This is a genomic window from Halobacillus sp. ABH2_015 (assembly GCF_056158945.1).
The window spans coordinates 1,092,411-1,118,930 of record NZ_JBSWUG010000002.1 but is presented as its reverse complement, the minus strand read 5'-3'; the positions used below and the strand labels follow the sequence as shown (position 1 = coordinate 1,118,930).

At 45.5% G+C, this 26,520-nt stretch carries 36 protein-coding genes, 3 pseudogenes and 1 riboswitch; of the genes and pseudogenes, 9 read left to right on the top strand and 30 right to left on the bottom strand.

What is annotated here, in order from left to right; all coding sequences use genetic code 11:
* Positions 1-630: 630 nt before the first annotated feature.
* Both ACXAD6_RS05845 and ACXAD6_RS05840 read left to right on the top strand, forming a co-directional pair.
* Positions 631-819, top strand: a complete 189-nt coding sequence (locus tag ACXAD6_RS05845) for a YjzC family protein (RefSeq protein ID WP_027953719.1) — start codon at positions 631-633, stop codon at positions 817-819.
* Positions 820-1,370: 551 nt separating this feature from the next.
* Complete coding sequence (locus tag ACXAD6_RS05840) at positions 1,371-1,667, top strand: hypothetical protein (protein ID WP_474968047.1); 297 nt, start codon at positions 1,371-1,373, stop codon at positions 1,665-1,667.
* Here the strand turns inward: ACXAD6_RS05840 and ddlA are convergent.
* Both ddlA and ACXAD6_RS05830 read right to left on the bottom strand, forming a co-directional pair.
* Complete coding sequence (gene ddlA / locus ACXAD6_RS05835; RefSeq protein ID WP_474968046.1) at positions 1,664-2,761, bottom strand: D-alanine--D-alanine ligase; 1,098 nt, start codon at positions 2,759-2,761, stop codon at positions 1,664-1,666. The two genes, ACXAD6_RS05840 and ddlA, sit on opposite strands and share 4 nt — an antisense overlap.
* Before the next feature lie 82 nt (positions 2,762-2,843).
* Entirely contained in the window at positions 2,844-3,806 is a 963-nt protein-coding gene (locus ACXAD6_RS05830) for a helix-turn-helix transcriptional regulator (RefSeq protein ID WP_474968045.1), read from the bottom strand.
* An 88-nt stretch (positions 3,807-3,894) separates the two neighbouring features.
* On the opposite strand from ACXAD6_RS05830, the gene ACXAD6_RS05825 reads away from it, so the two are divergent.
* A complete protein-coding gene (locus tag ACXAD6_RS05825) occupies positions 3,895-4,764 on the top strand; it encodes an SDR family oxidoreductase (RefSeq protein ID WP_474968044.1) in 870 nt (289 codons plus the stop codon).
* Between the two features lie 61 nt (positions 4,765-4,825).
* Here ACXAD6_RS05825 and ACXAD6_RS05820 read toward each other — a convergent pair whose 3' ends face one another.
* From ACXAD6_RS05820 to ACXAD6_RS05775, 10 genes are all read right to left on the bottom strand, one after another.
* Positions 4,826-5,206 carry an avidin-fold protein gene (locus ACXAD6_RS05820; RefSeq protein WP_474968043.1) on the bottom strand — a complete coding sequence of 127 codons (381 nt, stop codon included), beginning with the start codon at positions 5,204-5,206 and terminating at the stop codon, positions 4,826-4,828.
* 21 nt (positions 5,207-5,227) lie between these two features.
* A complete protein-coding gene (locus ACXAD6_RS05815; protein ID WP_474968042.1) occupies positions 5,228-6,748 on the bottom strand; it encodes an HAD-IA family hydrolase in 1,521 nt (506 codons plus the stop codon).
* Entirely contained in the window at positions 6,748-8,016 is a 1,269-nt protein-coding gene (locus ACXAD6_RS05810) for an amidohydrolase family protein (protein ID WP_474968041.1), read from the bottom strand. Before ACXAD6_RS05810 ends, ACXAD6_RS05815 begins: the two co-directional genes overlap by 1 nt.
* Before the next feature lie 21 nt (positions 8,017-8,037).
* On the bottom strand, positions 8,038-8,388 hold the full coding sequence (locus ACXAD6_RS05805; RefSeq protein WP_474968040.1) for a DUF4181 domain-containing protein: 351 nt from the start codon (positions 8,386-8,388) through the stop codon (positions 8,038-8,040).
* Positions 8,389-8,393: 5 nt separating this feature from the next.
* On the bottom strand, positions 8,394-8,567 hold the full coding sequence (locus ACXAD6_RS05800) for a hypothetical protein (protein WP_474968039.1): 174 nt from the start codon (positions 8,565-8,567) through the stop codon (positions 8,394-8,396).
* Between the two features lie 9 nt (positions 8,568-8,576).
* Positions 8,577-8,762 (bottom strand): hypothetical protein, encoded by a 186-nt coding sequence (locus ACXAD6_RS05795; protein WP_474968038.1) that lies wholly within the window; start codon positions 8,760-8,762, stop codon positions 8,577-8,579.
* Positions 8,763-8,858: 96 nt separating this feature from the next.
* Entirely contained in the window at positions 8,859-9,020 is a 162-nt protein-coding gene (locus ACXAD6_RS05790) for a hypothetical protein (protein ID WP_474968037.1), read from the bottom strand.
* A 154-nt stretch (positions 9,021-9,174) separates the two neighbouring features.
* On the bottom strand, positions 9,175-10,074 hold the full coding sequence (gene galU, locus ACXAD6_RS05785) for a UTP--glucose-1-phosphate uridylyltransferase GalU (protein ID WP_474968036.1): 900 nt from the start codon (positions 10,072-10,074) through the stop codon (positions 9,175-9,177).
* Positions 10,075-10,101: 27 nt separating this feature from the next.
* Positions 10,102-11,634, bottom strand: coding sequence for a glycosyltransferase family 2 protein (locus tag ACXAD6_RS05780; protein ID WP_474968035.1), 1,533 nt, complete (start codon positions 11,632-11,634; stop codon positions 10,102-10,104).
* A gap of 572 nt (positions 11,635-12,206) precedes the next feature.
* Positions 12,207-12,440 (bottom strand): hypothetical protein, encoded by a 234-nt coding sequence (locus tag ACXAD6_RS05775; protein WP_474968034.1) that lies wholly within the window; start codon positions 12,438-12,440, stop codon positions 12,207-12,209.
* A 191-nt stretch (positions 12,441-12,631) separates the two neighbouring features.
* Between ACXAD6_RS05775 and ACXAD6_RS05770 the strand changes: the two genes are divergently transcribed.
* Positions 12,632-12,814 (top strand): hypothetical protein, encoded by a 183-nt coding sequence (locus ACXAD6_RS05770; RefSeq protein ID WP_474968033.1) that lies wholly within the window; start codon positions 12,632-12,634, stop codon positions 12,812-12,814.
* 40 nt (positions 12,815-12,854) lie between these two features.
* Here ACXAD6_RS05770 and ACXAD6_RS05765 read toward each other — a convergent pair whose 3' ends face one another.
* From ACXAD6_RS05765 to ACXAD6_RS05730, 8 genes are all read right to left on the bottom strand, one after another.
* Positions 12,855-13,385, bottom strand: coding sequence for a GNAT family N-acetyltransferase (locus tag ACXAD6_RS05765; protein WP_474968032.1), 531 nt, complete (start codon positions 13,383-13,385; stop codon positions 12,855-12,857).
* Positions 13,382-14,434 (bottom strand): DUF2332 domain-containing protein, encoded by a 1,053-nt coding sequence (locus ACXAD6_RS05760; RefSeq protein WP_474968031.1) that lies wholly within the window; start codon positions 14,432-14,434, stop codon positions 13,382-13,384. Before ACXAD6_RS05760 ends, ACXAD6_RS05765 begins: the two co-directional genes overlap by 4 nt.
* A gap of 497 nt (positions 14,435-14,931) precedes the next feature.
* Positions 14,932-15,375 (bottom strand): GNAT family N-acetyltransferase, encoded by a 444-nt coding sequence (locus ACXAD6_RS05755; RefSeq protein WP_474968030.1) that lies wholly within the window; start codon positions 15,373-15,375, stop codon positions 14,932-14,934.
* Positions 15,376-15,393: 18 nt separating this feature from the next.
* A complete protein-coding gene (locus ACXAD6_RS05750) occupies positions 15,394-16,209 on the bottom strand; it encodes a lipid II flippase Amj family protein (RefSeq protein ID WP_474968029.1) in 816 nt (271 codons plus the stop codon).
* A gap of 106 nt (positions 16,210-16,315) precedes the next feature.
* On the bottom strand, positions 16,316-16,483 hold the full coding sequence (locus tag ACXAD6_RS05745; RefSeq protein ID WP_474968028.1) for a hypothetical protein: 168 nt from the start codon (positions 16,481-16,483) through the stop codon (positions 16,316-16,318).
* A 108-nt stretch (positions 16,484-16,591) separates the two neighbouring features.
* On the bottom strand, positions 16,592-17,299 hold the full coding sequence (locus tag ACXAD6_RS05740; protein WP_027953701.1) for a MerR family transcriptional regulator: 708 nt from the start codon (positions 17,297-17,299) through the stop codon (positions 16,592-16,594).
* A 122-nt stretch (positions 17,300-17,421) separates the two neighbouring features.
* Complete coding sequence (locus ACXAD6_RS05735; protein WP_474968027.1) at positions 17,422-17,760, bottom strand: hypothetical protein; 339 nt, start codon at positions 17,758-17,760, stop codon at positions 17,422-17,424.
* Positions 17,761-17,777: 17 nt separating this feature from the next.
* The gene (locus ACXAD6_RS05730; RefSeq protein WP_474968026.1) at positions 17,778-18,275 is read right to left on the bottom strand and encodes a S66 peptidase family protein; all 498 of its coding nucleotides are present in this window, start codon (positions 18,273-18,275) and stop codon (positions 17,778-17,780) included.
* Here ACXAD6_RS05730 and ACXAD6_RS05725 point away from each other — a divergent pair.
* Positions 18,275-18,322: pseudogene (locus ACXAD6_RS05725) on the top strand (hypothetical protein); the annotation flags it as partial. The gene ACXAD6_RS05730 and the pseudogene ACXAD6_RS05725 overlap by 1 nt on opposite strands.
* Before the next feature lie 99 nt (positions 18,323-18,421).
* On the opposite strand, the pseudogene ACXAD6_RS05720 reads toward ACXAD6_RS05725, so the two are convergent.
* A pseudogene (locus ACXAD6_RS05720) lies at positions 18,422-18,556 on the bottom strand (LD-carboxypeptidase); the annotation flags it as partial.
* Positions 18,557-18,685: 129 nt separating this feature from the next.
* Between ACXAD6_RS05720 and ACXAD6_RS05715 the strand changes: the two are divergent.
* From ACXAD6_RS05715 to ACXAD6_RS05700, 4 genes are all read left to right on the top strand, one after another.
* Complete coding sequence (locus ACXAD6_RS05715) at positions 18,686-19,054, top strand: group-specific protein (protein ID WP_474968025.1); 369 nt, start codon at positions 18,686-18,688, stop codon at positions 19,052-19,054.
* Positions 19,055-19,071: 17 nt separating this feature from the next.
* Positions 19,072-19,572 carry an RNA polymerase sigma factor gene (locus ACXAD6_RS05710; protein WP_160836432.1) on the top strand — a complete coding sequence of 167 codons (501 nt, stop codon included), beginning with the start codon at positions 19,072-19,074 and terminating at the stop codon, positions 19,570-19,572.
* Positions 19,569-19,805 carry a hypothetical protein gene (locus ACXAD6_RS05705; protein ID WP_474968024.1) on the top strand — a complete coding sequence of 79 codons (237 nt, stop codon included), beginning with the start codon at positions 19,569-19,571 and terminating at the stop codon, positions 19,803-19,805. Before ACXAD6_RS05710 ends, ACXAD6_RS05705 begins: the two co-directional genes overlap by 4 nt.
* A gap of 76 nt (positions 19,806-19,881) precedes the next feature.
* A riboswitch (purine riboswitch) is annotated at positions 19,882-19,983 on the top strand.
* Positions 19,984-20,104: 121 nt separating this feature from the next.
* Positions 20,105-21,295, top strand: a complete 1,191-nt coding sequence (locus ACXAD6_RS05700; RefSeq protein WP_160842302.1) for a NupC/NupG family nucleoside CNT transporter — start codon at positions 20,105-20,107, stop codon at positions 21,293-21,295.
* A gap of 153 nt (positions 21,296-21,448) precedes the next feature.
* Here ACXAD6_RS05700 and ACXAD6_RS05695 read toward each other — a convergent pair whose 3' ends face one another.
* From ACXAD6_RS05695 to ACXAD6_RS05655, 9 genes and pseudogenes are all read right to left on the bottom strand, one after another.
* Entirely contained in the window at positions 21,449-21,664 is a 216-nt protein-coding gene (locus tag ACXAD6_RS05695; protein WP_474968023.1) for a hypothetical protein, read from the bottom strand.
* A gap of 61 nt (positions 21,665-21,725) precedes the next feature.
* A complete protein-coding gene (locus ACXAD6_RS05690; RefSeq protein ID WP_474968022.1) occupies positions 21,726-22,025 on the bottom strand; it encodes an ATPase in 300 nt (99 codons plus the stop codon).
* A gap of 63 nt (positions 22,026-22,088) precedes the next feature.
* Positions 22,089-22,319 carry a PF20097 family protein gene (locus ACXAD6_RS05685; protein ID WP_474968021.1) on the bottom strand — a complete coding sequence of 77 codons (231 nt, stop codon included), beginning with the start codon at positions 22,317-22,319 and terminating at the stop codon, positions 22,089-22,091.
* A 178-nt stretch (positions 22,320-22,497) separates the two neighbouring features.
* On the bottom strand, positions 22,498-23,013 hold the full coding sequence (locus ACXAD6_RS05680; RefSeq protein ID WP_474968020.1) for a hypothetical protein: 516 nt from the start codon (positions 23,011-23,013) through the stop codon (positions 22,498-22,500).
* A 105-nt stretch (positions 23,014-23,118) separates the two neighbouring features.
* Complete coding sequence (locus ACXAD6_RS05675; RefSeq protein WP_474968019.1) at positions 23,119-23,517, bottom strand: disulfide bond formation protein DsbD; 399 nt, start codon at positions 23,515-23,517, stop codon at positions 23,119-23,121.
* Positions 23,518-24,466: 949 nt separating this feature from the next.
* Positions 24,467-24,721, bottom strand: coding sequence for a hypothetical protein (locus ACXAD6_RS05670; protein WP_474968018.1), 255 nt, complete (start codon positions 24,719-24,721; stop codon positions 24,467-24,469).
* A 483-nt stretch (positions 24,722-25,204) separates the two neighbouring features.
* A pseudogene (locus ACXAD6_RS05665) lies at positions 25,205-25,624 on the bottom strand (His/Gly/Thr/Pro-type tRNA ligase C-terminal domain-containing protein); the annotation flags it as partial.
* A 172-nt stretch (positions 25,625-25,796) separates the two neighbouring features.
* Positions 25,797-26,171 carry a hypothetical protein gene (locus tag ACXAD6_RS05660; protein WP_474968017.1) on the bottom strand — a complete coding sequence of 125 codons (375 nt, stop codon included), beginning with the start codon at positions 26,169-26,171 and terminating at the stop codon, positions 25,797-25,799.
* Between the two features lie 142 nt (positions 26,172-26,313).
* Positions 26,314-26,487 (bottom strand): hypothetical protein, encoded by a 174-nt coding sequence (locus ACXAD6_RS05655; protein ID WP_474968016.1) that lies wholly within the window; start codon positions 26,485-26,487, stop codon positions 26,314-26,316.
* Between the last annotated feature and the right edge of the window lie 33 nt (positions 26,488-26,520).

Genomic DNA, 26,520 nt, shown 5'->3' with positions numbered 1-26,520 from the left:
TCTCTCTATGGTTTGTTTAAAGCACCTGAAAATTTCATGCAGACCGGGATTTGTTACAGCCGGTATATATCGTTCACAATAAATCCGGCTGAAAAGGTAAAACGGCTTCCGCCTATAGAGCTCATTCAAAGTAGAGCTGTCATCAACATCCGCCCATTGGATACAGAGGGTCTCTGCTTTCTCTCTTTCCGAGGCCCATTCCAATACCAAGGCTTCACAGGCGTCCCGCTGTCCGTTCCCTCCGAACTTTCGATCGTCCCTATGATGGTTTCACCCGCACGCTTCCCTCCTTGAATCTGGTTGGTTTCGGTGATGCAGACCTAGCATAGCACAGCACTCAAGGCCACGTAAGTATGCACATTTTTGTGGCATGGTACCCTTTTTTATACCTTGGAAATTAGTGAAAACGATCACATAAAAGCTGAATCATACCGACCACCACCATATAACTAAACCAGGAGAGCGGAATCTTTATTCCTCCCCCTTTATACACACCTTCCATTTTATTACACCGATCATTTTTCCTAAATAATAAATAATTTCCATTTCTATGTGCTTTTTACGTTTATAGGAAATCGAGATGGGTATATTCTCTATGTAACAAAAATAAATGAAAAGGGGTTTTTTGAAATGGCAGATCGTTATAAGACTGGAGAAAAAGCACCTGAAAACGGCACATACGAATTCGACGGATTGGTAAACGGCGGGAACGATGCGGATGTAACGGAAGATGAAAAACATATTGAACTGAGCAACGGAGATACATTCCCACCAACGCGCTCCAATAAGGACGCTGCTTATTGGAAGAAAGCCAAGTAAACCATAAGAAAACCCTCCAGATTTGACTGGAGGGTTTTCTTATGGTTTTTATTACAGAATCCTTTACAATATTAAAGGAATATTTCAAAACACATCGAGCTGTTCCTTTCTATCAAGATCCATGAGACAATGTTATATAAATATAGTAAATAAACCTGTTGATATTGAAAGGCTGAGCAAAGATGTTCCTTATAGAACGCACACGGAATGGGAAAGTAGAAACATTAAAAGATTCAAGCAGCCATCTGACTAAGACCTTCACGACCCTCTTGGAAGCGGAAACGTTCTGTACTAAACTGAACCGGGTCATCGATTCAGATAAGCAGTGGAAGGTAAAGGAAAGCAGGTTTGTCTGAGAAAGCGGTTGAAAGACGGCTTTCTTTTTTATGGCGTTATGGAAGGATATCAATTAAATAGTGGATATATCAATTTTTTCTGATATATATCAATCAAAATCCAATTATATCGATGAAACCCCCAATATATCAGTCCATTCCCTTGACGATTTTTCCTCCCACCCTTTAAATGAAAGAGAAAGGGGGAGCACGACTATGAATACGATCAAGGTCCTAAAATGGATCACCGGCAGTATAGAGTTTATGGCCATTGTCCCCGTTTACGGATTGGTTTTAATCTTTATTCCTTATTCGTTCACGGTAATGGCAGCCGTTCATTTGCTTGTCCTTCTACTCGCAAAAAAAAGCGGCCTCCCTATCGCAGGAAACCTTGTCGGGATAGCCGCTTCTCTTATGATTTTCTACACACCATGGGACTGGTTCTTTCATCTTATCGCAGCGATTCTGATTACAAGGGAAGCCTCGCTTATGAAGCGTTCTTCCGTCGATTAGTCAACAGTATTTTTCAATGCTTGATCCTGATGATGGCGTTCGATGGCGAGATCCAGCAGCTTCTCGATCAGCTTCGAATAAGAAATACCGCTCGCTTCCCACAGTTTTGGATACATACTGATTTTAGTAAAACCGGGCAGCGTGTTCACCTCATTGATGATCAGCTCACCATTCTCTTTCAGGAAGAAGTCCACCCGTGCAAGCCCCTGACATTCCAGAGCTTCAAATGCCTGGATGGACTGGATCCGGATATCTTCCATAACGGTCTCATCCAAGTCGGCCGGGATTTTCAGTGATGCCCCGTTTTCATCTATATACTTCGTCTCATAGGAGTAGAAGTCGCTGTTGGGCAGCACTTCCCCGGCTGTAGAAGCGGCGGGCTGCTCATTTCCGAGCACAGCACACTCGATTTCCCTGCCTTCGATACACGCTTCGATCATCACCTTGTGGTCATACTGGAGCGCTTTGTCCAGGCCTTCTTTATACTCTGCTTCTGTCCTGATTTTGCTGACGCCCACGGATGATCCTTGATTCGCCGGTTTAATGAAGAAAGGAACACCAAGGTTGTTCTCGACTTCTTCAAAGGATGGGGCGCTTGATGCCGACCGCTTCACGGTAAACCAGTCAGCGACTAGAAATCCGGCCGATTGCAGCAGCTTTTTTGTAATGTCTTTATCCATGCACACCGCGGAGCTTAGTACATTGGGGCCGACGTAAGGAAGATTGGCCATCCGTAGCATTCCCTGTACACTGCCGTCTTCTCCGAGCGGACCGTGGAGAATCGGAAAGATGACATCCAGCTGTTCTAATGCTTCTGATCCTGTTACCGGAATCATTTGATCCCTCTCCCGCCCCGGGACGACTGCGACGTTTTTGTTGGATTTATGGAGCGCGATTTTATCCGGATGGTCTTCATTCATTAAGTATTCCTCCGGACTGCTTAAATGCCACTCTCCCTGCTTATCAATACCGATCAACGTCACTTCATACCGTTCATGGTCCACAGCTTCCATGATGTTTTTCGCGGACTGAAGCGACACTTCATGCTCCGAGGATTTCCCGCCGAACAACAGGCCTACTTTTATTTTTCCCATGATCTTCGTCCTCCCTTTTCCTGACATTTCCTTCTTCTTTATCATATCAAAAAAACGGGAGGGTTCATGACTTTCCTGAGATTCATTGATAAAGGTCCAGAAGCCCCTGTGCTCTTGCTTTAATCTTTTCAATGAGCGCTTCAGGCTCTATCACCTTCACTTGACTGCCGAAGCCTGTGCCAAAACCGACCGCTTCTTCTTCTGTGTTGAACAGCAGGGACTGCTCCACCCAGCCATCAGCCTCTAAACGTCCTTCTCCATCCGGTGTGACAAAACGCGGAGTAAAAAAGATGCGGCGGTAGGCCTCCGGTGAAACGCGGAGTGTAACAGGATACTTGGGGAGGTTGCGTGTGAACTGTTTTTTAGACGCTTCCCAATAGGAAGCCAGATGAAAGTCCACAGGTCTTTCGAACGTTTCTTCTGTTTCAGTTACCGTTCGGATCCGCGCGTGTTTATAGTTCCGGTACTCTCCCTGATCATTCAGCGCAGCCACGTACCATTGGTTCGCCTTGGCAATCAGACCGAGCGGGCAGATGGTTCCCTCTGTCACCGTTCCATCAGCTTTTTCGTAAATCATTTGAACCCTTTTCTCCTCCATGACCGCTTTTTTCAACATATCCAGAGAAGGACCTGTCTCCTCGCCCCGTTCTTTCCATGTTCCCATATCTACATATATCCGGGACCATACATTCCGCGCCATCTCCCTGGATTGTTCCGGCAGTGATAAAAGCAGCTTCTGCATCCGGTCGTCCCCGCCATCATCCATGTGGAGATCCTGTATGATTTTATCTGCTGGTGGAAGAAATAAAGCCAGCATCTCCTGCTCCTTCAGCCAGCTGAGCTTCTGTTTCCAATGATCGACGAGTCTCCATCCCCCCGCTCTTCCTTTCTCTGCATACACCGGAAGTCCGGCAGCACTCAAGGATTCCATATCACGGTGGATGGTCCGTTCTGATACTTCCAACTCCTCAGCCATCCGTCGCGTCGTCACCGTCTGTCCATGTTGGAGAAGCAGAAGGATTTTCATCAAACGTTCCGCTTTCATAAAAAAATCCCTCCCTTTTTTAAAATATGACACTCTTTGTCATACTTTAAAGATAGGATAAAGATAACGCAAAAGAAAGGATGATTCCATGACCCTGAACAATACAATCGCAGTTGTCGCAGGAGCCACAAGAGGAGCTGGCAGAGCCATGGCCGTCAAGCTCGGAGAAACCGGGGCTGTCGTTTACGTCACCGGACGGACGACAAGAGAAGAACAGTCCCCGATGGAACGGAAGGAAACGATTGAAGAAACTGCGGAACTTGTTACAAAAGCCGGCGGGACAGGCATCCCGGTCAAAGTCGACCACACGAAAGAAGAAGATGTTCAAAAACTTTTTCAAAAGATTGAAGAGGAACAAGACGGAAAACTCGACATCCTCGTCAATGATATCTGGGGCGGTGACCCGCTGACTGAATGGGGCAAAGATATCGCGGAACATGATATGACCAAAGGGCTGCAGCTCCTGAATCAGGCTGTGAAGGCTCACATCATTACGGCACATCATGCTGTACCGCTGATGAAAAAGAACCGCTCCGGTTTGATTGTAGAAATAACGGATGGCACCGACTACAATTACCGCGGCAGTTTCTATTACAGCCTTGCCAAAGTCTCGAACATCCACATGGCCGCAGCGATGGCGGAGGACTTGAAAGGCTTTGGCATTACCGCTGTTTCGTTGACACCGGGATTCCTCCGTTCCGAAGCGATGCTGGAACACTTTGGTGTGACAGAGGAAAACTGGAAGGAGGGCGCCGAGGTAGACCCCCACTTCATCGCCTCAGAATCGCCGGCTTACATTGGAGAAGCGTTGAAACATCTCGTACTCGATCCGGATGCCGCCCGGTTTAACGGACAGGCACTGAGTACATGGGGCCTCACGGACGTTTATGGATTTAAGGATGCGGACGGCACTCAGCCGCACTGGGGCCGGCACTTTGAAAAGTATGTAAAGGAATAAAAAAAGGCACGATCCCGATCTGTCGGTGATCGTGCCTTCTTTCTTACTCTGGATGGTGCATTTACAGGTTCTTCTCTTTAAATGTGCGGTGCAGTTCCCGTGACTCGACCTCTTTAATGATGGACGAGCCCGTTGTCTGTTCCTCGTCCATCCACTGCCATTGTTCATGCAGCTCCAGCTGTCCGTCTTCGTTGATGTGCGGCACAGACCGGCACTTTCCTCCCCTGATTTCATGATCGGTGTTGATATGGTTGTATCTGAATTCAAGCGTATCATCGTCATGGACAAGGCCAATCAGGCGCCCTTTGATAATATCTCCACCTGCATAATCCGCATAAAGGATGCGGCCCTCCTGGTAATACGTAAACTGCGTTTTGGACGAAACTTCTCCACCTGGGCTGTTTTCAACGGATACAAACGTACGGTTATGATAGTTGACCAATGCATTCCCCTCCTTTTCCCATCACTGATACCTGCTCATTCCGCTTTCAAAAGCCGCCCTGTCCCCATAGTTCAGACCGTAGAGCGCCTCCTGCAAAGCAAATGTCTGTTTATAGAAATGGGCACGCTCAAACATCTGCGCCCCGCCTGGATACAGAGACCATGCCTCTTTAACAAAAGATTCGCCGTAGCCGGCCAGAAGACCTGCAAAATCATAGGCAGGATCGCCGATGCCTGTTTCGCCGAAGTCTATCACACCTGTGACCTGCCTGCCCTCTTTATCCCAGAGCAGGTTGGACGGACCGAAATCTCCGTGAATAAGCGTCGTGGAAAACGTAAACCGTTCCTGCTCAAAAAAAGTTTCGAACGTATCTTTCACCTCTATCCTGGAAGAGCCGCACATGAAAGGAAACAATCGGTGCTGGATGTCTGCATATAACGTTTCAAGGCCAGCTTTTATCTGTTCCGCTGTCGTCTTCTCCACTGTCCTACGATCGGTCGGTATGTTATGAAGTCTATAGAGGAACGAGGACAACTGTCCTGCGATGTGTTTCTGCAACGACTCCTCCAGTCTTTCCATATCCGCAGGCCACAACGGCTCTCCTTCGATCCACCGGACGCCCGAAAAAATATTCTCCGGCGCCTGATTATCCAAAAACCTGTATGCAGGTTCAGGAATAGGAAGAGGGAGCTTCCCTTGGATATGATCAAGGACACGCGTTTCCCGAATGAGCTTCTGAACCCCTTCCTTGTATTTCGGAAAGCGGAACACATACTTCCCATTGATGACGTAGACGTCATTGTTCTGACCCTGCTCATATCTTTCCATAACATGCACAGACAGACCGGGACAGTGCCCTTGAATGATGTCCGCTTTCTCTTTTTTCTGTAAGTTACGCAGCACTACAGGAATTTCCTCTAATCCGGTAATCACAGCATCAGCTTCTGCTGTTTTCCAAAGCGGGTTCTTCTTCCAAACGGTTTTCATGCCGGCTTTTGCTGCTGCCTGGACATCTTTTTCCGGATGATCGCCAACAAATACACAGGCTTCCACCGGCACTCCCAGACGGCGGGCTGCCCTTTGAAAAATGGCTGCATCAGGCTTTTTTACGCCTTCAGATTCGGAGATAAGAATGTCCTTTATATAAGTATCGATTCCGAGTGCCTGGATGTTGTCCATTTGAAAGGGATGGCGTCCATTTGTCAGGATTCCGAGCTTCCACCCATTGCCTTGCAGCCCATCTAACAGTTCGATGAGAAAAGGAAAGGGTACACAAGAATCTTGAAAATGTTTCAAATAGTCGTCCAGCAGTTCTTCCCACGCTGCACCTTTGATATCAAATTCCTCGATCAGCTGCTGATAGACAACATCTTTCCAAACGTATCCGTGGTCATCCAGTTCGATAAACCGCTGCACGTAGGTTTCTTTAGGAATGATGCTGAGCGCCTCCTGCCATCTCTCATACTGCCCAGTGATAAACGTCCGTACAGAAGCGTCCCGGTCAAGCAGCGTGCCATCCAGATCAAACAGGACTGCCTGCATCAGCCATCCCTCCGCTCGTTCACATATTCCTGAAACCCCTTCAACGCTTTGGAGAACGCCTCGTTGATTTCCTTTTCATCGATGTTCATCATCCTTCTATTTTTCATCACCCAGTTCCCCTCGACCATGACGTGCGCCACATCCTCGTCCCTCACTTGGAACAGCAGGTTGTGCAGAGCAGTGGAAAATTGTTCGTTCTCAAAAAAAGTGTTTGTATATTCATTTTTTCTGATGAACACAAGATCCGCTTCAAAGCCTTCTTCGATCCGGCCCAGCCTGTCTTGCATTCCATACGCGGCCGCGCCGTTCTCTGTTGCCATCTTCCACACGTCTACGGCGGAAAAGCGGTCGACCGGCTGGTGGATTTTCAATCCGTAATACACCATCTTCATAAGATCCCACATATTCGTGTGGACGAAATCGGTGCCGAGAGAGACGTTCACCCCTTTTTCAATCATAAGAGGAACATCCGCCACCCCTGCCCCGGTGTCGAGGTTGGATAACGGACAGTGCACAACGGAACTTTCCTGATCTGCAATGATTTCAATATCTTTTTCTGATAGATAGACGCCGTGAAAAAGGACGGTCTCCTCATCCAACAGGCCGCGCTCCTGATAGAGCTCGACGCTGGACCGGCCGAACGCCTCGTAAACAAGGTTGTGGCGCCACTTGTTTTCCATGCAGTGGGTCATCCGGACCGCCTTGTACGCTTCGTTCTCATCTTGCAGCTTCAGCAGTTCCTCTTGGGTCAGGTCTTCCTCTTCCAGCAAGTGCGTTCCGAACATCACTCGTCCGTTGATGTTGTTATGATACTCCCCGATTTCTTCATATGTATCTACGATTCCCCTGATCCCGAGGCCGTTCACCGCTTCACTCAGCTGCCACGGAGATGGGCCTGGATCCGAGTCGCTCACGAAGGTTATCCCGCTTTTCACCATTTCGATGTAACTCTTCTGCGCCACCTTATAGAAAAGCTCCCGGGACATATAATGATCCAGATAATCAAAAAACAGCTGCTGGATGCGGCCCTGGTCAGAATCCCCAGCCCAGTCCTGAATAGCCATCTCTTTCATTAACCCGGCTGCTAAAGGGGAATAGCTGTGAAAGTGGGCATTCACTAATCCAGGCACAATGATATACTCCTCACAATCCATTACTTCTTCCTCCTGAGCGTCAGGTTGAAAGGTGATTTTCCCGTTCACAATGCGAAAACCGCCCCTTTCTAAATACCCTTCCGCATTCAAAAAAACAGCATTTTCAAGCTTCATCTTCTTTCCCGCCTTTCCTATTTAATGGATGAACAGGGCAAAAGAGATCAACACCGACCCGAGGGCGAGTGTTTTGACAAACTGCCTGGATGCTTTGATGTATCGGTATTCAAACCAGACCTCAATCGCTGTCATGATAACAAGAAAGCTGACCCAGAATACCCTTAGATAAAAGGTGGAATCCAAGGAGAGCACAAGCCAGAGCAGACTTACAAAAACAACGGCCGCCCCACCTCTCACCCATTGATAAGCTTTTTTTCCTGATGTTTCATGCACATACCGGGTCTTCTTTAACCCCAACAGCTTTTTCAACACAAAATCCATGGCAATGACGAGTACAATCCCGCTAACGATAAAAATCCATAGATTCACAGCATTCATTCCTTTCCTGTATTCTCCTTACTCTGCTGCTCCTTTATCACTACTTTTAAAAGAGATTTCACTTCCTCTATATCCCTCTCCTGCTTGCTCATCTTTTTATCCATATAACTTACCGTAAAGACGACATATAACAACAAAACTAAGCCTGCAAGGACCAAAAATCCACCCATCATCACCACCTACTCCACCGTCTGATTCGCTTTGATCACAAGGTCGCCGACGCCCATGGCCGTGAATCCATTCAACAGACCAAACCATGGAAGGACGGATCCTCCCCCGCCTGAAAAAAGCATCACAATCGCAGCGACCGCACTAAAAAACACAAAAAACAATCCTAAAACAAATACAATCCGTCCGACAATCACAACATATGTCCCTCCATCTTTCTTTTCATCATCAGGTTATCTTTCTTTGTATGTATGTCGTCCATTCCGAACAGAAGCCGACCTGCCTTTTTAAGATCACCCGCCCCTTTTTTCCACGAATAAAAGAACCAATGTCGCCAGCGGACCTAAGAGGAGCGATAACAAAAACCAGTTCAATCCTGTCCGATTTTTCCCCTGAGCGAGGCCGGCGTTGATCAAGGCGAGTGTTCCCCACCCGACGGCGTATGAGTTGTCCATGTTCCCTCTCTCCTTATAAGAATCATCTACATTTTCCAGCCTGTTTCCATCGTAACATGGATCAGCCATGGTCCGGGGCGTCATTTCCATACGCATGTTAAGCGACCATCTAAAAAACCGTCTCTGTCTGTGAACAGACAGAAACGGTTCTTATTTACGAAATCTGTGTTTTCATCCGCATGGTTTCATAGTTTTCGACCACTTTTTTCATATACTCATACAGGTCTTCTTGAAGCTCCTCACGTTCAAGAGCAAGATCAATCGTGGTCTGGACAAACCCCAGTTTCTCCCCTACATCATAGCGGCGCCCTTCCATCTCCCAGGCATGGACAGAGTGGATGGTATTCAGCCGGTCAATGGCGTCCGTCAGTTGGATTTCCCCACCCGCTCCGATTTCGTGGCGGTCCAGGAAGGCGAATATTTCAGGTGTCAGGACGTAGCGGCCGATGATCGCCATATTGGACGGAGCCGTTCCCGGTTTCGGCTTTTCAACAAAGCCTTCCACGTCATACCACCGTCCTTGCTGGGCAGCCGGCTGGATGATCCCGTATTTATGGGTCTCTTCCATAGGTACAGCTTTCACACCGATGACAGGGGACTGTGTTTCTTCGTAGATATCCATCAGCTGGCGGATGCCCGGTCTTGCACTGCGCATAATATCGTCACCGAGAAGCACAGCGAACGGCTCGTCCCCGATGAAGTGGCGGGCACACCAGACCGCATGACCCAGTCCCTTCTGCTCTTTCTGCCGAATGTAATGGATATCAGCGAGGTTGGTCGTGTAACGGACTTGATCCAGCAGTTTCTGCTTGCCTTTATCCAGCAGCGTTTTTTCCAATTCGAAGGCCGTGTCAAAATGATCCTCGATCGACCGCTTCCCTTTTCCTGTCACAATAATGATTTCTTCGATACCCGCTTGAATGGCTTCTTCTACAATGTATTGGATGGTCGGCTTGTCGACAATCGGCAGCATTTCCTTCGGCTGCGCTTTCGTAGCTGGAAGAAACCTCGTTCCAAAACCCGCTGCTGGAATAATCGCCTTTTTCACTTTCATCCTAATGTCCTCCTTTATTTCAAGTGGTTATGCTGTATGCCTTCCACGAAGCGTCCAGATTTGGTACGCCATCAACAATGAGGTATAGATGGTAAGTACGGTTAAGATCACCCAGCCGGTGTCGAGATAAGGGTATACCGCTTCCTGTACAGGTGTACTTGTCAGGAAGTCACGGTAATGGAAGGCGAGATAAACGAGCACTCCGACAGCGGCTGCGATGCCGACCAAACCTTCCGCCAGTTTACTCCGTGTTGTTCCTCTTTCCGCACTGTACTGGATCGCCCACCCATCTTTTTTATGGGCGGAAAGCTTGCCGAGCCAGACATGGGAAAAGGTCACAAAGTTGACCCACAAATACATCTCAGGACTGATCAATAACCCGGCGAGAATCACGTCAATGGGTCGGTGCATCGGTGTTTTCAAGGCAAGAATCGTATTCAGGACAGAAGCAAGGATGATCGGGGTCAGCCAGATCCACGCCCAGAAGAATTGATCGGTTGCCACCGATACGGTCAGAAGGCTGATGAACAACAGACGGATCATCAAATCGATGAAGGTTTTAATCTGGGAACGCCAGATTTTCGAACGGTGTTTCGATTTCACGCCGATGTCGCTGTTGGTCAGAAGTTCGACCGTCCCCCCCTGCCATTTGTTCCGCTGCTGACGGAAGGTGTGGTAGGAACGCATCGAGTCTACGAAGCAGCGGGCTTTGGGGCTGATAAGTGTTTTCCATTTTTTCTGGATCTGCCAGGTTAACAGCATATCCTCCACATCACTTTCATCCTGCCACGGGCCATCGAGTTTGTTTTCCTCAATAATATCCTGGAGAGCTTCCGGGCGGAACAGTGTCGCCTGTCCTCCGAGAACATAGGTGCTCCCACCACGGTACTGAAGATCGAGCAGCCAGCTCGCCATATCCTGCTTCTGCTGATGGGTCCACCAACGCGTGATCGGACCGCCATATTGGCCGCTTGCAATCATTTCTTCATAATGAACATCATCTTTAGAAATCAGGCTTTTCTTTTTCGGCATCCGCATCGTATACTTCGCCATCACCCCGCCGATGTTCCGGGCGCTCATCAAGCCTTCCCAGAGCTGCGTCAAAGCATCCGGGGCAAGGCGGCTGTCGGCATCCATCCCGAGGATCGCCTTGACCGAGGTTTTGTAAAACTCCTCATAAACGCTTGGTTTCTTATCGTAGAGGTCCAGAGGATCACCGTAGATGCTCTTCCAGGCAGCGTTTAAGGCGCCTACTTTGCGCTGCTTGTTATTGACGGTCGTCAACACTTTCAAGTTCAGGTTGAATTCTTCCCCTGCAGCGAGCGCAACTTCCTCTGTCCGGTCTGTACAGTTGTCGGCGATGACAATAACATCAAGCTCCACGTCCTTTGGCAGCGTCTGATCACCGAGGCCGGCCAGGCAGTCGCGGATGGATTTTTCTTCATTGTGGGCGGGAATGAATGCTGTAATTCTCGGTTTCATGTACGTATGTTTGACGCCGTGGATATTCAGCGTCGGCCGGTCATCCTGAACAGACGGGATGGATACCACATTTTCCATTCGATTACCTCCATTGGTTCGCTCCGCAGTCCTGTAGGACACTCTCAGCAGAACGTCTCGTTCTTTTTCGTTCGTTTTAACGAATGATTGTGTTCATTATAAAATGCTTTTTTCAAATAGAAAAGTTCTATATTCACGGGTATTCCTTTATAACGAACAAAAAACCAATGTTTTTTTCAATTTCCCTCCCATTTTTAACTAATTTCACGTATTTAGAACAAACGAACTAATTCTTTTGATGCATAAAAAATACCCCGGTGCATCCACCGGGGTTCGTTCATAACTAAAATACAATCCTATAAGGCCAGGTTCCTTCCATAGGTCTGACAAAAAAGCAGAGGTCATCAGCCTTCGTCTCAGCCCTTCGTTTTCACGGATGATCAAGGACTGCTGATGAAGCGGATGATTTGAGCTGCACATGACGTGTTCCAGCTTTCAGGAAGAAAAAGAAGCTCTTTCAGCCGGACTTACCTATGTAATCCCAAGCGTGCACCGGCTGCGTCCAGCTATTCTTCCGGACGTGCTTCCTCATCTATGTTTCCCTTTACAGCTTTGCTTCCCTAAAGGAAGAGCTACTGGATTTTGCGCATACGTCCGTACCCACTATAAGGGTTTGTTTTCGCACGGAAATACTGGCGGGCACCGTGATAGGTCGTATACCACAAACCATTGATAATGGAATACTTTCCTTCGCTTTCTTTCTGATAACAGACCGGGTGAAATGATGAACCAAACACTTGATCTTTCACCTCAATAATGCCGAGCCCATTCTTCTCATCTTTCCAAATGGCTACTATCTGTTCCACCCTTCCACCCCCTGAAATGTAATGACGAGAATAATTATGCCAAATTCTTCACATCCTGGCAATCCTTTTTTTCAGAAAAATCGCAAATTATCAGAAAAGGATCCCATAAGAACAGATATTCCCCGCTTTCCAATTTCTGTTTACCACTCACCAGAAAGGGTAGATGAGAAGAAAAGGAAGGGGAGGATGTTATGAAAAAGAAAACGAAAGCCATCCTTATAGCGCTCGGAGGATTGGTTATGCTTGGGTTTATTGTGTTTGAGATCGTTCAAGGTGACATTGGATATACGACGTTCAAAAACATCGGGGTCGTGGCTGTTATCGCTTATGTTGTGTACACGTTTTTTTCAAAGAAACAGAAGAGTGAGATATAGAAAAGGAGCTGTCCACAGGCCGCTCCTTTCTCAATCTCTCCTATATATGAATGATCTGCTTCTCCATCCGCACGTCTGCCCACATCCGGCCCTGCCAGTACGTGAAATCAGCCTGCTGCGTCAGTTCACTGTAGCCCATTTTTTCGTACAGCCGCCGGGCTCTTGTATTGTATTCAAATACGCCAAGTTCAATCCTCTTCAACCCAGCTTCCTTGATTTTTTCCTCTATATGAGCCATGGCGAGAACACCAATCCCCTTTCCACGCCCTTCAGGTTCACCGATTGTAATGCCGATCCACGCCGACCGGGGTGTTTTTTTGAAAAGGTGTGGAGGGTCAATCATGTAATTCACCTCGCCGACAAGCTTTCCATCCTCATAGATCAGAAAAATCGTATGGTCGCTCAAGCGTTTTTCCAAGTCCGCCAGTGTCATAGAGCTTCGGCCGGACAGCTCTTCGGCATTTTTGTTGGGACGGATCAGCGGGATCAGCTTCTCATCATTGTTCCAGCGGTTGAAGGCCGCGACGTGCTCCTCGGTGGGAACCGTTAACCTATCAAAAGTCGTCGTCATTGTTTTGTCCTTTCTGGAACGGGTTCTTCAAGAAGCCAGTCGAACCAGCGGCCGTGGCCGTCTGTCGCTCCAATGGTATGGGTTTCCATTCTCCCGTTCTCATAAACATCCATATGAAGATTTTCGTCCTTCATATGGTTATAGATATGAAACACAGGGCGGGTACGGCTGATGTCCACAAGATGCTCATGAAGTCGTGCTTTGACTTCACCCGTCATCTGATTGGCCACATGGGTGTGGAAGATGCAGAGCACCCGATTTTGTGGTATACGTTGAGCCAGTTCAGGAAGTACCTCTACCCCATCTCCCTCGTAGAAATCCGGTGGGTTCAGCCGCAGCTCCTGCACGGCTTGTTCCAGATGCTCCCGCCTTTGGTTATGTTCCGGCCAGATGAGCGCCTTCAACCACAGCATCGTCTCTTCATGGGTCACATCACAAACGTGCAGATCCACTCCGATCTTTTCCTTAATGACCGGCGGCTGATGCATAAAACCCGGCAGCTTCCCGTGACGGACCTCTGAATTAAGATGCAGCTGGGAGCGGGCACAGCCATAGATCGTATCCCTGCCATAACTGTACGAATACCGGTCAACAAGCAGCTGCAGTCCAGCACTCGTGCCGATTTCGATCAGGCCGAGCGGACGGTTCGTACGGGCTGCGATGTGGCAGAAGACAGGGTAAAGGTAGGCACACCGGCGTACTTCATTCGTCTGCACACGCTTTTCCTGCATGAGCTTTTGTATGTCATGTTCATATAAAAAAACAAATTCCCGAAAAACCGGATACGCCTGCTCTTTCGGCTTGGGAACATTTGTAAAAGTCGGATAAAAGGAGTGCAGCGGATGCTCATTCCTTATCATTAAAAGGTAATGTACAGCCCCCAGCAGCAGGTTTGGCACAGGCTGTCCAGCGGGAGCCTGTGCTGCCAGCTGAAGGATTTCTTTGTCTTCAGCAATCTGTTCAGCCAGGTGCTGGTACAGTGGACTTGACCCGTTACACTCCTCCTCAGCAAACTGATAGAAACGTTCAGACATGGATGACACAGACATTCTCCTCTCTACGTTTTCACTCTTTTATACTATCTTAGCATAAGGCTATACCCACTTTTCACATGAAAGCGTTTGATGTTGAAAAGTTAAGAAAACAGTGTTAACAAAGGAAAAGGCTAACGACATACTAAACGCAATATCATATCAATCGCTGTTGCTGCCATCAGGTTGTTGAAGTGGTCACATGCCGCTTATCGGTGGATGCTTGCCGCGGGCACGGCTTCACCACCGAACGCTCCCCGTGACCGCCATATAAAGAGACCTTGAGGAATGACATCTATTAAACAAAGGGGCATTCCTCAAGGTTCTTACGGCTGAGAGTGAGTGCAAGGGAGTCTATTTGTATTCCAGAAGGTGTGCAGACGATTCCACTCCTGCGGAAAAACGGACGGACGAGACCCCACAGGGTGGTTTTCCCGAGGAGGCTCGGACGTTCGTCCGCGGAAAGGGAATCGTCGGAGCACCTGAAGGTACCACCAGTACATAAGGGCGGGTGTTTAATTCATGACCTTCTCCATCTCCACTTCCCCGGCCTGTTCACGTACAATGGAAAAACCCGCTTTCTTATAGACCGTCACTGCGGGTTCATTTTCCACGGAAACAGTGAGGATAATTGAACGAATCCCCTCATACTGTCGAACACCAAAAGCGATGCCTTCACGGACGAAGGTCTCTCCAAATCCCCGCCCGATCCACTCAGGCTTCAGGGCGAGTCCGATTTCCAGGAACTCTTTCTTTTGAGTAAACTCGAACAACCCCACCGTTTTTCCATCGAAAAGAGCGGCATAACCATCACAGCCGCCAGGGCCCTTCAGTATTCCGTCTCTGTTGTACGATTCATAATACGGGATCATCATTACTTGCTCGACGAACCCTTCGTAATTCCAGGTGTCAATCTCATCCACCAGGTCCATAGTCAGAGGGACAAATGTAAACATCATTCCATTCTCTCCTTTTCATTAAACGATAAACGCCGTAAACCAGGCAATGTAATGAGCTCCCGGAATAAACAGCAGCTGGGCAAGCAGTGTTCCAAGCAGCCGGGATGTAATCATAAGCAGAGATACGTTCTTCAGCTGGCTGTAGCTTCCACGCTTTTGGATGACATCATCCGCCATCACTGAAATTTTCGGATCCACAAACACGACAAGCAGAATGGTCGCCACACCGTTGATCAAACCGGATGCCATGATTGCTGTTGAAGCTCTGTCCGGAGCCAGAAGCGCGGCATAAAGCGCAGAAAGGACTCCAATCGTATAAATGGAGGTCACCAGCATATTGACGAAAAACAAGCGCTTCGGAATGTTGGATAACGAAAAGCCCTTTAAGTAACTCCGCTTTGGAAGCGCGAAAAGATGCAGGCCCCGCTTGAAATAATCCTTCGTTGTAAACGTCTTTAACAGCACCGGAACAGATCCGCCATTGTTGGATAAATGGACGATGGCCCGTGAAAATAAAGCAATAAACGTAGGTAACAGCACAATGCCGGCCAGTGTCCCCACCGTCGACGCTCCGATGATGATTCGATATTGATCTTCTACAAAAGCCAGCGTATTCTCAACCGGCGCAGCATCAATCAAACTGCCGGTAAACGGCTGCTGCATCATATTGGCCATCCTGGAAACGATGACCATCAAATTAAACAAGGCAAGAGCCGAGGCGATCCGCCCCACTCTTGCCCCTGACATCCGCACTGCGTAGGCCAGCGTTTCAATGGTATGGATGACTAAAATGAACAAAGCTATGTAGAGCACTTTCTCCGTGAACACTTCCATTCGACAACCATCCTTCTTGTTGACATGCAAACCTTTCGAACGGGCTTGACCATAAAAAAAGAAACATCTCAGCTGGAGATGCATCTTTTTTCAACAGGTTTTCTTGTCAGTTCCGAGTCCTTCCTTTTCTAATCGGACTCTGTTCCGGCGGGTCTTCGGGAATCTGCAGGCGGCTGGGATGGCTTCTGTGGTGCCCTTCCCTTTTAATGTCCACAAACACCATCAACATCACGACGAGGAGCAGCGTACCGCCCCAAAGAAGATTTTCAATCAATGAGATCCCCCTTTTATTGTCCAAAACCTGTTACGTGCAGCCCGGCATTGCTATCCTTCACAAAAAACTGCTGCGCCTTCTTTACGTTAAAGAGCGTTCCCGCTCGATTTATTTTCGAAACAGGGAAAACAGCTTTTCCCAAGGACCTTTGGTATTTTTTACGGTGACTTCCAGACGACGGTTGAAATCATTCTGCGCCTGCCATTCCTGCTTTTGTTCCGCACGCATCGTCTGAAGCTCTTCTTTCAACAGATCGCTTTTTTCCTTTTCTCTCTCCAGCATCTCTTCATACTGCTGCTTCTGATCCTCCATCATCCGGTCAAGCTTCGTATGGGTTTTCTGTGAAAAGTTACCGACACCTGAACTGATGACGTGGTGATCCTGCTGCAGACGGGAGACCGTGTTTTTCAGCTCGGCCATGTCCTGCTTCAACTGGACATTCATTTCCCTTGAGGCGGCAAGCTCTCCTGCCAGCAGTTTGAGGAGCTCCTCAGTTTGACCGGGATTTCCAAGAGCAGAGGAATATGTATCCGATACAGTCAGCGCCGTTTCTGTGTATCCCTTCAATTTCTCCTTCTGTTCCTCCACGACGATTCTTGCCTGTTCATCCTGTGGCAGGTCCGTATCGCGGATTTCCTTTAAGGCTTCTATATCCGAGGCGACGAAGATCCGCCTGTCACCATCTTTAAAGAACTCGTATCCGTTCCGTTCAAGAATCTGCCCATAACGACGAACAGTAGTAGTTGCGATCCCTACTTCTTCAGCCACTTCCTTCGTTGAAAAAGCGCGCTCATTCGGTTGTATATCGTGTCGCATGCAGGGCCTCCTTTTCTTCTCCAGTATTGTCCAAGAACGACCGGAAACAAAGGCACTGTTTCCGTTTTCTCTCTCTTCCTCTATTATACATGGATGAAGGCCCTTTGTGGTTTACGGAAGTATTAAATCGCAGGATTTTTACCGCACCGGCTGATGAATCTCTGTTTCTGCAGGTATGTACTCAATTCCTCTGCGCTGTTGAATGTGACCGGGTATCCATAGGATGTAGGCGTCTGTCCCTGGTTCGTTTTTTTACGGAATCGGCGGAGTGATGTGTTATGGACGGGTTTCCAATTCTCCGTATCCTCCACCCTGTCCGGGTCCCTGACAATCGTGATCTCCTTATTCATCAACATATAGATGACTTCACCTGTGCCGCGTTGTTCGAACTCCATGGATTTGGTTGTTTCATAGGACATCACAAAGTCCTGCTTGAAAAAAGCCTGTCTGTATTCTCTCATTATTCCTGCTCTCCCCTTTACTCTATCCATTCTTCTATACTATGAACGGTTTTCCTGCCGGCGTCCATCCTTACCTTTTTACCGATAGCAAGTGGATGCATCGGGTGTGTGTGACACGTATCAAACTCAGCCAGCACCGGGATTTCAAGACCATCCAGCTGCTCCAACAGGAGATCGAGCGGACGCTTGCCTGTACCGAGATCATCATACAACTCATGCTTCCCGATCAGAATACCACCGGCTTTATGGAAAAGACCGTGTGCTTTCAACATGGCAAAATTCTTCTCGACCACGGCTGCGGTTTTCCGGCAGTCTTCCAACAATAAAATATCTCCTTCATGGATCTCCGGGAAGTATTCCGTCCCGATAAATCCGTACATGGCATTGACATTGCCGCCGATGACACGCCCTTCCGCCTGCCCCTCCTGACCGGTCACCCAGTCGTTCTCATACAGGGTCTTTTCTGTCGTCTTTTCCAGCCAGTTCACCGGTTCATCCGACCAGTAGGCGGGCATTGGAACGGTTTTATGAAGCCTTTCAAAGGAACCCGAAGCTTATCGTGGGCTATTCGGATGCTACCGCTGTTTTGTTGAGCCTGTACCTCCGCCCGTTCTTTTGGTGTACCGGAACGGTAGCTTTCCTGTTTACCTGTCCGGCTGCCATCTTTGATATGAAATCCTTTTCCTTCAAGAAAAGCCTTCGCCCTGGTGAAGCGCTTCTCAGCTGTAACCGTCGCAGGTGCTGAAGGTGTAAATACACCAATGGTATCCCCTTTACGTAAGCGTCTCAATACCATTCCACTCCTTCTCTATATTTCTTCCATTATTTCAGATGGCGAAAAATAAAACAATTTTTTCCTTTTCGCGCGAACCTTTCCTGCTTCTCATTGGTATAGTTGGTAGAAGAGATCAAAGGAGGAATGAAGATGGGCATCGGTTTTATCATTTCAATGGGGGTCATGTTTGTCTGGATGGGGGTCATTTTGGCCGTGACGATACCAATGGAGAAAAAGTACATCATCCGCAGCAAAGGAAAGATTGATTATAAGAAAACGGAGCTTTTTCTGCGCTGGAATGTTTTTGATACCTTAACCGTCATCCTTGCCGTATATACGATTATCTGCGTACAGGTTCTCAACCTGATGATCAGCTCAGGCGCCACCGTTGGAAATCCATATGTCCAGTTTTTCACGAACCAGGCTCAGGCATGGACGATTGTCGTTATCCTGTATTTATTCAGTCGTTTAAGCCGCACATTAAAGTCTGTACACGCCCGTATGGGAGAAGCTTCGTGAACCACCCGGAAGCCGTCATGGAGGACTGGCAGCAGGGAAATGAAGAAGCTTTCGAACAGATCTATACCGCCTTTCACAGGCCGGTGTATGCGTTTATTTACCGCTATACGAGAGACGAACCATTCAGTGTTGATATCGTTCAGGATACGTTTCTCCGCCTGCAGACACATAAGCACCAGTATGTGTCTTCCAAGGGGACTTTGAAATCCTACCTGTTTCAGATTGCCTACCGGTTGATGGTCAACAAATTGAACCGGAGAAAAAAGTGGCGGAGCCTGCTTCCCTTTTTAGTTCCTTCACAGGAGAGTACGCTCCATCCTGCAGAAAAACTGACGGTCCAGCAGGCAGTCAGCGGCCTTCCGGATCTGCAGCGTGCCGTGATTCTTCTCTACTACTACCATGACCTTCCTCAAAAAGAAATCGCCGACATCCTTCACATCCCCTTAGGGACTGTGAAATCGAGACGGCATCAAGCCATTCAAACATTAAAAACGCACCTGGAGGTGGAAGACCTGTGAAAAATAAGCTCCATGATCACACAGAGCTCGACCGTAAGCTCGCCGAATACGACGTCGACGTTCCATATATCCCCCGAAAAAAGAGCCGTTGGAGCCGCCTGGTTCACTACCTTGCGTCACCAGCCGATAACCCTGTTGATTTTCTCGCACCTGTCCGGCCGAGCTTTTCTTTGGCGTCCGTCATTCCAGTCCTCGCGGCTGGTTCCCTGCCCATCACCGCCATCTTTTTATAGGATTGAAAGTTTCCAATTTTACAACTTCCTTTGAATCTATTGTTCCCTCTCCTGTATTCTGCTAGAATGCTGAACATACAATTTCACACGGATTCCTTATATACATGCGGAGATATGGTCCGCAAGTTTCTACCCGGCTGCCGTAAAGAGCCGGACTATAAGGAAAGAATAGACAGGGATCTTACAGCCACAGGTAGGTCCCCGTGCCTCTTTCCTTATGTTTATAGGAAAGAGGCCTTTTTTGTTGTCTGACGTCTAATCTCCTTAAGGGATCCGTCATATTCAGGGAGGATTACATCATGCAGATCATCACCGGACTGCTCTCACTCGCAGCCCTTATTGGACTGGGCTGGCTGTTAAGCAGCAGCAGAAAAAACATCAAGTGGCGGACTATCCTGACCGGCTTATTGATTGAAGGACTGTTCGTTTACACGATGCTGAACATTTCTATCGGTCAAGCCGCTTTGAAAAAGGCCGCTCTTTTCATCCAGCACATCATTGATTACAGCTCGGCCGGCATTGATTTTGTCTTTGGTCCACTGCTTGCGGAAACAGGCGTCAACTTTGTATTTGCCATCCATGTCCTAGGGGCCCTGATTTTTATTTCCGCCCTGATTTCCGGATTATATTACCTCCGTATCCTGCCGGTCATTGTGAAGTTCCTCGGCACGATCGTAGGAAAGCTGTTAAAAACCTCAAAAGTGGAGTCATTCAGCGCGGTTGGGAATACCTTCCTTGGAGTTGCCGAAGCTCCTCTACTGGTGAAGCCGTACTTGAGCCGCATGACCAAATCGGAAACATTTGCAATTATGGTCGGTGGAACAGCCTCTGCCAGCGGGGCGATCCTCGTCGGCTATGTAGAAATGGGAATTGATTTGACGTATCTATTGATCGCCATATTCAGCGTGCCCTTCGTTTCTCTTGTCATGGCCAAGCTGTTGGAGCCGGAAACAGAAATCTCCGAGTTGAATGAAACCGTCTCTCTCGAAAAGTCCGGGCAGGCGAACGTCTTTGAAGCCATCTCCGACGGTGCGGTTAATGGAGTAAAACTTGCGGCCAGCATCGGTGGTTTGATGATCGCTTTTATCAGTGTCATTGCCCTGGTCAACGGGGGATTGGGATTGATCGGAACAGATCTGTCCACCATTTTCGGCTATCTCTTTTATCCCTTTGCTGTGATGATCGGCATTCCTTTTTCCGATGCCTTCCAGGCGGCTTCCTTAATTGGAACGAAGCTTGCGGCGAATGAGTTTCTCGCCTACTCCAACCTGAAGCAGATGGCCGGGGATCTTTCTCCGATGACGATGGCCGTCATGTCTGTGGCCCTCTGCAATTTTGCCAACTTATCCTCGATCGGCCAGTTGATTGTCGGACTCGGATCACTGGCTCCGGAGAAGCAGTCCCAGGTTGCCCGTCTCGGTTTAAAGGCAATCATCGGCGGCACGCTTGCCAGCTTCATCACCGCTGTATTCGTATCTATGTTTCTTTAAAAATTCAACAGTCCTATGAGGACAAAAGGGACTTCCAATTTCACGGAAGTCCCTTTTTACAGATAACTTATTCAACTGAACCACCTTATTGTTCAAACCTCAAGGTCAATCAGGTAATTTTCAATGGACGCACCTGATACACGAAATATTTCGTTATGAATTCGTAGTGATTTTTAAATGTTTTTCTCCTAAAATAGTAATGCTGATGTTCCACCTGGGGTGCATAACTAAATGATCATAGTCATCGAATTCCAATAACATATGAATGTCATCATCTTCAGCTGTAAGAACAGCAACCCTTTTGTTCTCAAGGTCTACATATGTCTTGAAGCTTTCCTGCATCTCTATTTTCCAATCAAAAAAATCCATCATGCACCTCCAATTACCATGGTCTTACCCATGTACCTACCACAAATGAACATATGAATTTTCACGCTTCTTTTTTCTTCCACATATAAAAGTTATAGATAACTTGAAAAACAAAAACCATAAGCAATACTAGGATAAACACCATTTTTGTCATCGTCGTAATTGCTGAAGAGTAGTAAAGAATAAGGGCTGAGAAAATGACCACCGGTGCAAGGGTGACCGTCCTTACCAATTTCCTTCTGTACGAAAGTGCAAAATAATTTAGTTTAAACCCTTTGTCTTGTTTGTCTCTATTTTTATATCTAATAGATAAGACTGCAATGACGATTGCAGAGATTAGCCCGGGAATTATAAAAGACATTCCAGACAGCTCCTTTCTTTCAAGACTGCCCCCGTGTTAAAGAAGTGAAGGAATACATTACGGCTAATACTCTTCGTTGTTTTCCTTGTGTTTGAAAAGAACTAAATTACATTCTTCACACCTTGAGGCTGGTGTTTTTTTGACTTTTAACCATGCATCTTCTATTAATATTTCACTCCCAAAATCAGCAAAAATTGAATCAGGCGAGTCTGACCAGCAAATTCTTCGTGGAGAGAAAATATATCCACCCTTCAACTCATTCCCACACTCCGGGCATCTGAGCATATCGTCCATTATTAATAACCCTCCTCCCTTGTTCTACTTTCTAAAAGCTTCTTTCTCATGCTCATCCAACCGCACCAATAATCATGTCTTTTATTACACCTACGATACCAATCCAATTCAGTTTCAACAAATATGTGGGTAAATCCCCTTGTTGACTCGTGCTTAGAAAAAAGGTGCAGACTTGTCCCTACATCTTTTTTCTAATACCTTTTTGTTTTAGGTAGTATTGTACTTCTTCTATTTTGCTGTTTGACTTAACTTGATGGATATATTTATTCGTATGTAAGTAGATGTAAGGGTCGTTCCTTACAAAAAATTTCAATTCATTCCAAGAACACTCTTCTTTAGTTTCTCCTTTATGAATTACTTGAATAAGATCACCAGTTAAATAGACTTCCTTATCTCCAAAAAAAACATCCTTTTTCTTTAATAGTGCTTTTTTATTCCGTTTTTTTATGAGAATGAACGTTCCAACTAAATAGAACCCTAAACCAAACGTATACAAAAAAATGTAACTAAGAGGACTTATATATACCCCGGGCCTCATGGCTTTATAAACTAAATCGTAGGATACAAGGATAATGACCCCTAATATAATAGTTATAATTTTCCTTATTTGTTCATTTTTACTATGTTTTAAGATGTGTTGTATATATGGATCTATATCTTCAGAATTTGTAGTGTAGTTGACTTTTATCGCCATATTTACCTCCAGAAAGTTTGATGGATCATAACCATTTTTCCAACATATTCAATTTACCGTATGATGTTTTCACTATTCTACTTAATTAATACATAGGGAACTTTCTTACCTTGCAGCGCTCAACCCCTTTGTTAGTTTATAAACAACTCTGCCAAAAGTGAACTTAACAGGATACAGAGAAAGAATCACTGCAATAATCACACTAAAGGTCTTTATGCCTCCAGTTAATTGTAATATGTCGCTTATCAAGTAACTGGATAATTGCAAAAGACCATAAACGATAGCAATTGACACAACATATGCAAACAATATTAGAATCACTTGGAGTATAGACATCTGTTTTATCTTTCCTATATTTTTAATGCTGCCATCGTTAATTGAAAAAGAAATGTACGTCATTGGAAGTAATAATAAATACCAATTCGAATAACCAATCCCTATCCATGAAGCACCCATTCCCAGAAGCAGACCCCATCCAATGATGTTAAAGATTTTTTTACTCACTTTATCACTCCCACAAGAAGATGATAGACATCTGTATTCCCATGTCATCCCGGTTGGTGCTGGTTCTTATTCCACAGCTTCCCCCCGTTTCCATAAGACTTGATCACGGGATATGTTATGTAATTTACTAATCTTCCCACCTTACTTAGTTCAGACAGATGGTCACCCTTTTCAAATTTAAAGAGATAATGCTCCTATGAATACAATAATTAAAGCCAGGAATAACAAGTTCCATAAGTTTCTACCACGAAAAAGTGATAAGTTATTAAGCTAACCGATAAGACAGGTGAAAACCCTTATTCTTTCATTCTTAAATTCCAAACGTTGTATCCTTTCTACTCACGCAACAATAAATAGGATAATTCAATCTCTCGTAAGTATTCCAATTACAGACATAAGTAAAAAGTATGTAACAAAGGTAATGAATAATTATCTCCTCCAAACAGCATAATACTATCCGGACCATTTTCTTCCCTAATACCTCAGTCCAAAATAAAAAAAAGACGACCATCAGTATTGAACATTTGTCATCGTTACTTTATTTGTAACCTTACATTTAGTTTCCATCAGTACCTTCTGATCCTTCGAAAAATTCCTCATACAACCATTTAAATAATGTTGAAAAAAAAGAGATCCCTATTATTTCAATGGTTGACTGGTTATCGGATGAAAACAATGCATTCCATAGTAAAAGACCAATAATCATGAAGAAGAAAAACCTAATATAACCCAGCACTTTAACCACCTCTTATCTTTAGACGTACACTTATTACTATTCCTTCGTCATTATTTCAGCCGTTCCAATTATGTATCTAAGAGAGAAGATCCGACCTTTTTTCAAACTGTTTATCATTTAGAAATCAACCACAACTCTAAACTTTATGAAAAAGGCGACCACTCGTATTGAATAGTCGCCCTTGTTAGTGGAAGACTCAATTTCAAGAAGGGATTACATTTTTTCTTTTGAAAACGGAGGATGCTTGGTAAAGACAAATAAAGTGAATAATCCTATAGTAGAAAAAATAGCTGAGGTAATAATACCAAATCCACTCATTGTAAAGGTTTTATAAATAGACCAAGCTGTAACTATACTTACAATAAAGGCAGGTATATAATATTTGATATATTTATCGTTCATAACTTTTACCGATAAGTATAAGACTTGGAAAAGAAGCAGCGTTAAGAGTACAACCTTAATGATCATTTTCTTCTCCCCTATCTATTGAATAACCTTTAATGTTTTTAGGCTCCGGCATTACCGAATGTTCTATGATGGCTTCCAGTATTCTCAACGTTTTAACGCCTCCATTTCAGAGGTACAATCGTTATCCCCGTTCACCTATTCTGGTTCCTCCTATTACTCATACGATACTTCTCCAATTTAGTTTCAATATACCTTATATTTCCAAGGTTGATTCTTCCACAATCCTGTAAAAAATAAAAGAGGCAATCCTTTTTCAGAATTGCCTCTTATTACTACTGAAGATTCATATTCAAAACAGCCTGCAATCAGAAGAAATTGTTTATTCATGACCATTCATATTCCAAGTTGCCATACAGTAAAGAAGCTCACCATCAGCAGAGAATTTCCTTTTCTTTTCGCTCTTACTATGCTTGACGACGTGGTCAATGTGAGGATCTATACCTTCTGTATTTGTAGGATAATGTAATTTGATGTTGATAATAATTATTCAAGTAAATCTTTATTGACTATAGACTGTTTAATACTTGTTACAAATTCATCTAATCCCATTTCTTTCGTTGCTTTATCTCCATAAGACCTAACGTTCACACATCCTTTTTCAACTTCCTTGTCTCCCAACACCAGAATGAAGGGTGTTTTGTTTATTTGAGTTTCCCTGATCTTGTACCCTAACTTTTCCTCTCTACTGTCCTTTTCCACTCTAATCCCTTCTTGTTTTAACCGATTCATTACTTGATCCGAATATTCTTTATGAACGTCGTTTGATGCAGGTAGTATTTTTACTTGAACAGGTGCTAACCAAGTTGGAAATGCCCCTCTATAATGCTCAATGAGTATGCCTAAAAAGCGATCAAGGGACCCAAACACAGCCCGGTGAATAACCACTGGACGAACTTTTTTATTTATTTTTACTCCTTGGAAACGATTCTAGTTTAGTTCTACACTAAATATTAGATAACCCTTACTCATATTAATATCCTTTAGAAGTGACCGTACTCTACCCTGCTTATAGTAAAATAACGATTGTTCTATTGACCAATTGCCCCTGTCTACTGAATAACCTTGTTAATCATTCTTATCTCAAAACATCTTTTCCAAATAGACTTTTTAATTTATTTGCTTGTTCATCAGACGCATTAAAAAAGGTACCTGCATTCTTTCTTAGAATTGCTTTTTGGTGTACATAATACACAAACCACTTGCTGCCATTAATTTGAAATATTACATCCGGGTTTCCCTTGGCATTTGAGAGTGCTTCTTCAATTGGGACCTCATTTAAATTAGTAGTTAACTCTTCGTTTTGCTTAACAACATCTTCTTCTTTTATTACTTGGACAGGCTCAGTATCATTCCTGATTGAGTATATTTCTACCTCCTCTGCACTACCTTTTGAACACCCACACACAAGGAAGAAAATAGAAATCACGCAAAGTAATGTTAAGTATTTCATCTCGTTTTTTCCATCCTTCCTTTACATCACTTAACTAAATCTGTTAGTTAAAAAGCTAAATACAGCTATGCCTATGTACTGAGAGCAATAACTTTATTGAGTAATCGTTCCCGTTTCTGTAAGACTTGAATTCGAGAGGTCTTTACAATTTTTCTTTATCCCCAAACTTGCCTGTTATAGGAAAAGTAAAACCGCCTAGCGTTAATCCTAATACAAGTGACCAGTTCATTTCACCGAATATGAAGTATCCGAAGAGAATAGCAGCGACTGCATAAGCGAGTGCAGAGATAATGCGATCTTTAATTCTTTTATTCATATTGCAATTCTCCTCCTACTACCTATATTTAGT

Bases quoted from the DNA above. Each gene is read 5' to 3' on its own strand.
- ACXAD6_RS05830 (WP_474968045.1), bottom strand. From the start codon at position 3,806: ATGAAAGCGGAACGTTTGATGAAAATCCTTCTGCTTCTCCAACATGGA.
- ACXAD6_RS05655 (WP_474968016.1), bottom strand. From the start codon at position 26,487: ATGAATAAAAGAATTAAAGATCGCATTATCTCTGCACTCGCTTATGCA.
- ACXAD6_RS05790 (WP_474968037.1), bottom strand. From the start codon at position 9,020: ATGGACAACTCATACGCCGTCGGGTGGGGAACACTCGCCTTGATCAAC.
- ACXAD6_RS05810 (WP_474968041.1), bottom strand. From the start codon at position 8,016: ATGAAGCTTGAAAATGCTGTTTTTTTGAATGCGGAAGGGTATTTAGAA.
- ACXAD6_RS05815 (WP_474968042.1), bottom strand. From the start codon at position 6,748: ATGCAGGCAGTCCTGTTTGATCTGGATGGCACGCTGCTTGACCGGGAC.
- ACXAD6_RS05845 (WP_027953719.1), top strand. From the start codon at position 631: ATGGCAGATCGTTATAAGACTGGAGAAAAAGCACCTGAAAACGGCACA.
- ACXAD6_RS05680 (WP_474968020.1), bottom strand. From the start codon at position 23,013: ATGGCGATAAAAGTCAACTACACTACAAATTCTGAAGATATAGATCCA.
- ACXAD6_RS05685 (WP_474968021.1), bottom strand. From the start codon at position 22,319: ATGGACGATATGCTCAGATGCCCGGAGTGTGGGAATGAGTTGAAGGGT.
- ACXAD6_RS05700 (WP_160842302.1), top strand. From the start codon at position 20,105: ATGCAGATCATCACCGGACTGCTCTCACTCGCAGCCCTTATTGGACTG.
- ACXAD6_RS05730 (WP_474968026.1), bottom strand. From the start codon at position 18,275: ATGCCCGCCTACTGGTCGGATGAACCGGTGAACTGGCTGGAAAAGACG.
- ACXAD6_RS05670 (WP_474968018.1), bottom strand. From the start codon at position 24,721: ATGATCATTAAGGTTGTACTCTTAACGCTGCTTCTTTTCCAAGTCTTA.
- ACXAD6_RS05825 (WP_474968044.1), top strand. From the start codon at position 3,895: ATGACCCTGAACAATACAATCGCAGTTGTCGCAGGAGCCACAAGAGGA.
- ACXAD6_RS05840 (WP_474968047.1), top strand. From the start codon at position 1,371: ATGAATACGATCAAGGTCCTAAAATGGATCACCGGCAGTATAGAGTTT.
- ACXAD6_RS05750 (WP_474968029.1), bottom strand. From the start codon at position 16,209: ATGGAAGTGTTCACGGAGAAAGTGCTCTACATAGCTTTGTTCATTTTA.
- ACXAD6_RS05760 (WP_474968031.1), bottom strand. From the start codon at position 14,434: ATGTCTGTGTCATCCATGTCTGAACGTTTCTATCAGTTTGCTGAGGAG.
- ddlA (WP_474968046.1), bottom strand. From the start codon at position 2,761: ATGGGAAAAATAAAAGTAGGCCTGTTGTTCGGCGGGAAATCCTCGGAG.
- ACXAD6_RS05660 (WP_474968017.1), bottom strand. From the start codon at position 26,171: ATGAAATACTTAACATTACTTTGCGTGATTTCTATTTTCTTCCTTGTG.
- ACXAD6_RS05770 (WP_474968033.1), top strand. From the start codon at position 12,632: ATGAAAAAGAAAACGAAAGCCATCCTTATAGCGCTCGGAGGATTGGTT.
- ACXAD6_RS05800 (WP_474968039.1), bottom strand. From the start codon at position 8,567: ATGGGTGGATTTTTGGTCCTTGCAGGCTTAGTTTTGTTGTTATATGTC.
- ACXAD6_RS05710 (WP_160836432.1), top strand. From the start codon at position 19,072: ATGGAGGACTGGCAGCAGGGAAATGAAGAAGCTTTCGAACAGATCTAT.
- ACXAD6_RS05735 (WP_474968027.1), bottom strand. From the start codon at position 17,760: ATGAGAGAATACAGACAGGCTTTTTTCAAGCAGGACTTTGTGATGTCC.
- ACXAD6_RS05690 (WP_474968022.1), bottom strand. From the start codon at position 22,025: ATGTCTTTTATAATTCCCGGGCTAATCTCTGCAATCGTCATTGCAGTC.
- ACXAD6_RS05780 (WP_474968035.1), bottom strand. From the start codon at position 11,634: ATGGAAAATGTGGTATCCATCCCGTCTGTTCAGGATGACCGGCCGACG.
- ACXAD6_RS05715 (WP_474968025.1), top strand. From the start codon at position 18,686: ATGGGCATCGGTTTTATCATTTCAATGGGGGTCATGTTTGTCTGGATG.
- ACXAD6_RS05755 (WP_474968030.1), bottom strand. From the start codon at position 15,375: ATGATGTTTACATTTGTCCCTCTGACTATGGACCTGGTGGATGAGATT.
- ACXAD6_RS05740 (WP_027953701.1), bottom strand. From the start codon at position 17,299: ATGCGACACGATATACAACCGAATGAGCGCGCTTTTTCAACGAAGGAA.
- ACXAD6_RS05695 (WP_474968023.1), bottom strand. From the start codon at position 21,664: ATGGATTTTTTTGATTGGAAAATAGAGATGCAGGAAAGCTTCAAGACA.
- galU (WP_474968036.1), bottom strand. From the start codon at position 10,074: ATGAAAGTGAAAAAGGCGATTATTCCAGCAGCGGGTTTTGGAACGAGG.
- ACXAD6_RS05765 (WP_474968032.1), bottom strand. From the start codon at position 13,385: ATGACGACGACTTTTGATAGGTTAACGGTTCCCACCGAGGAGCACGTC.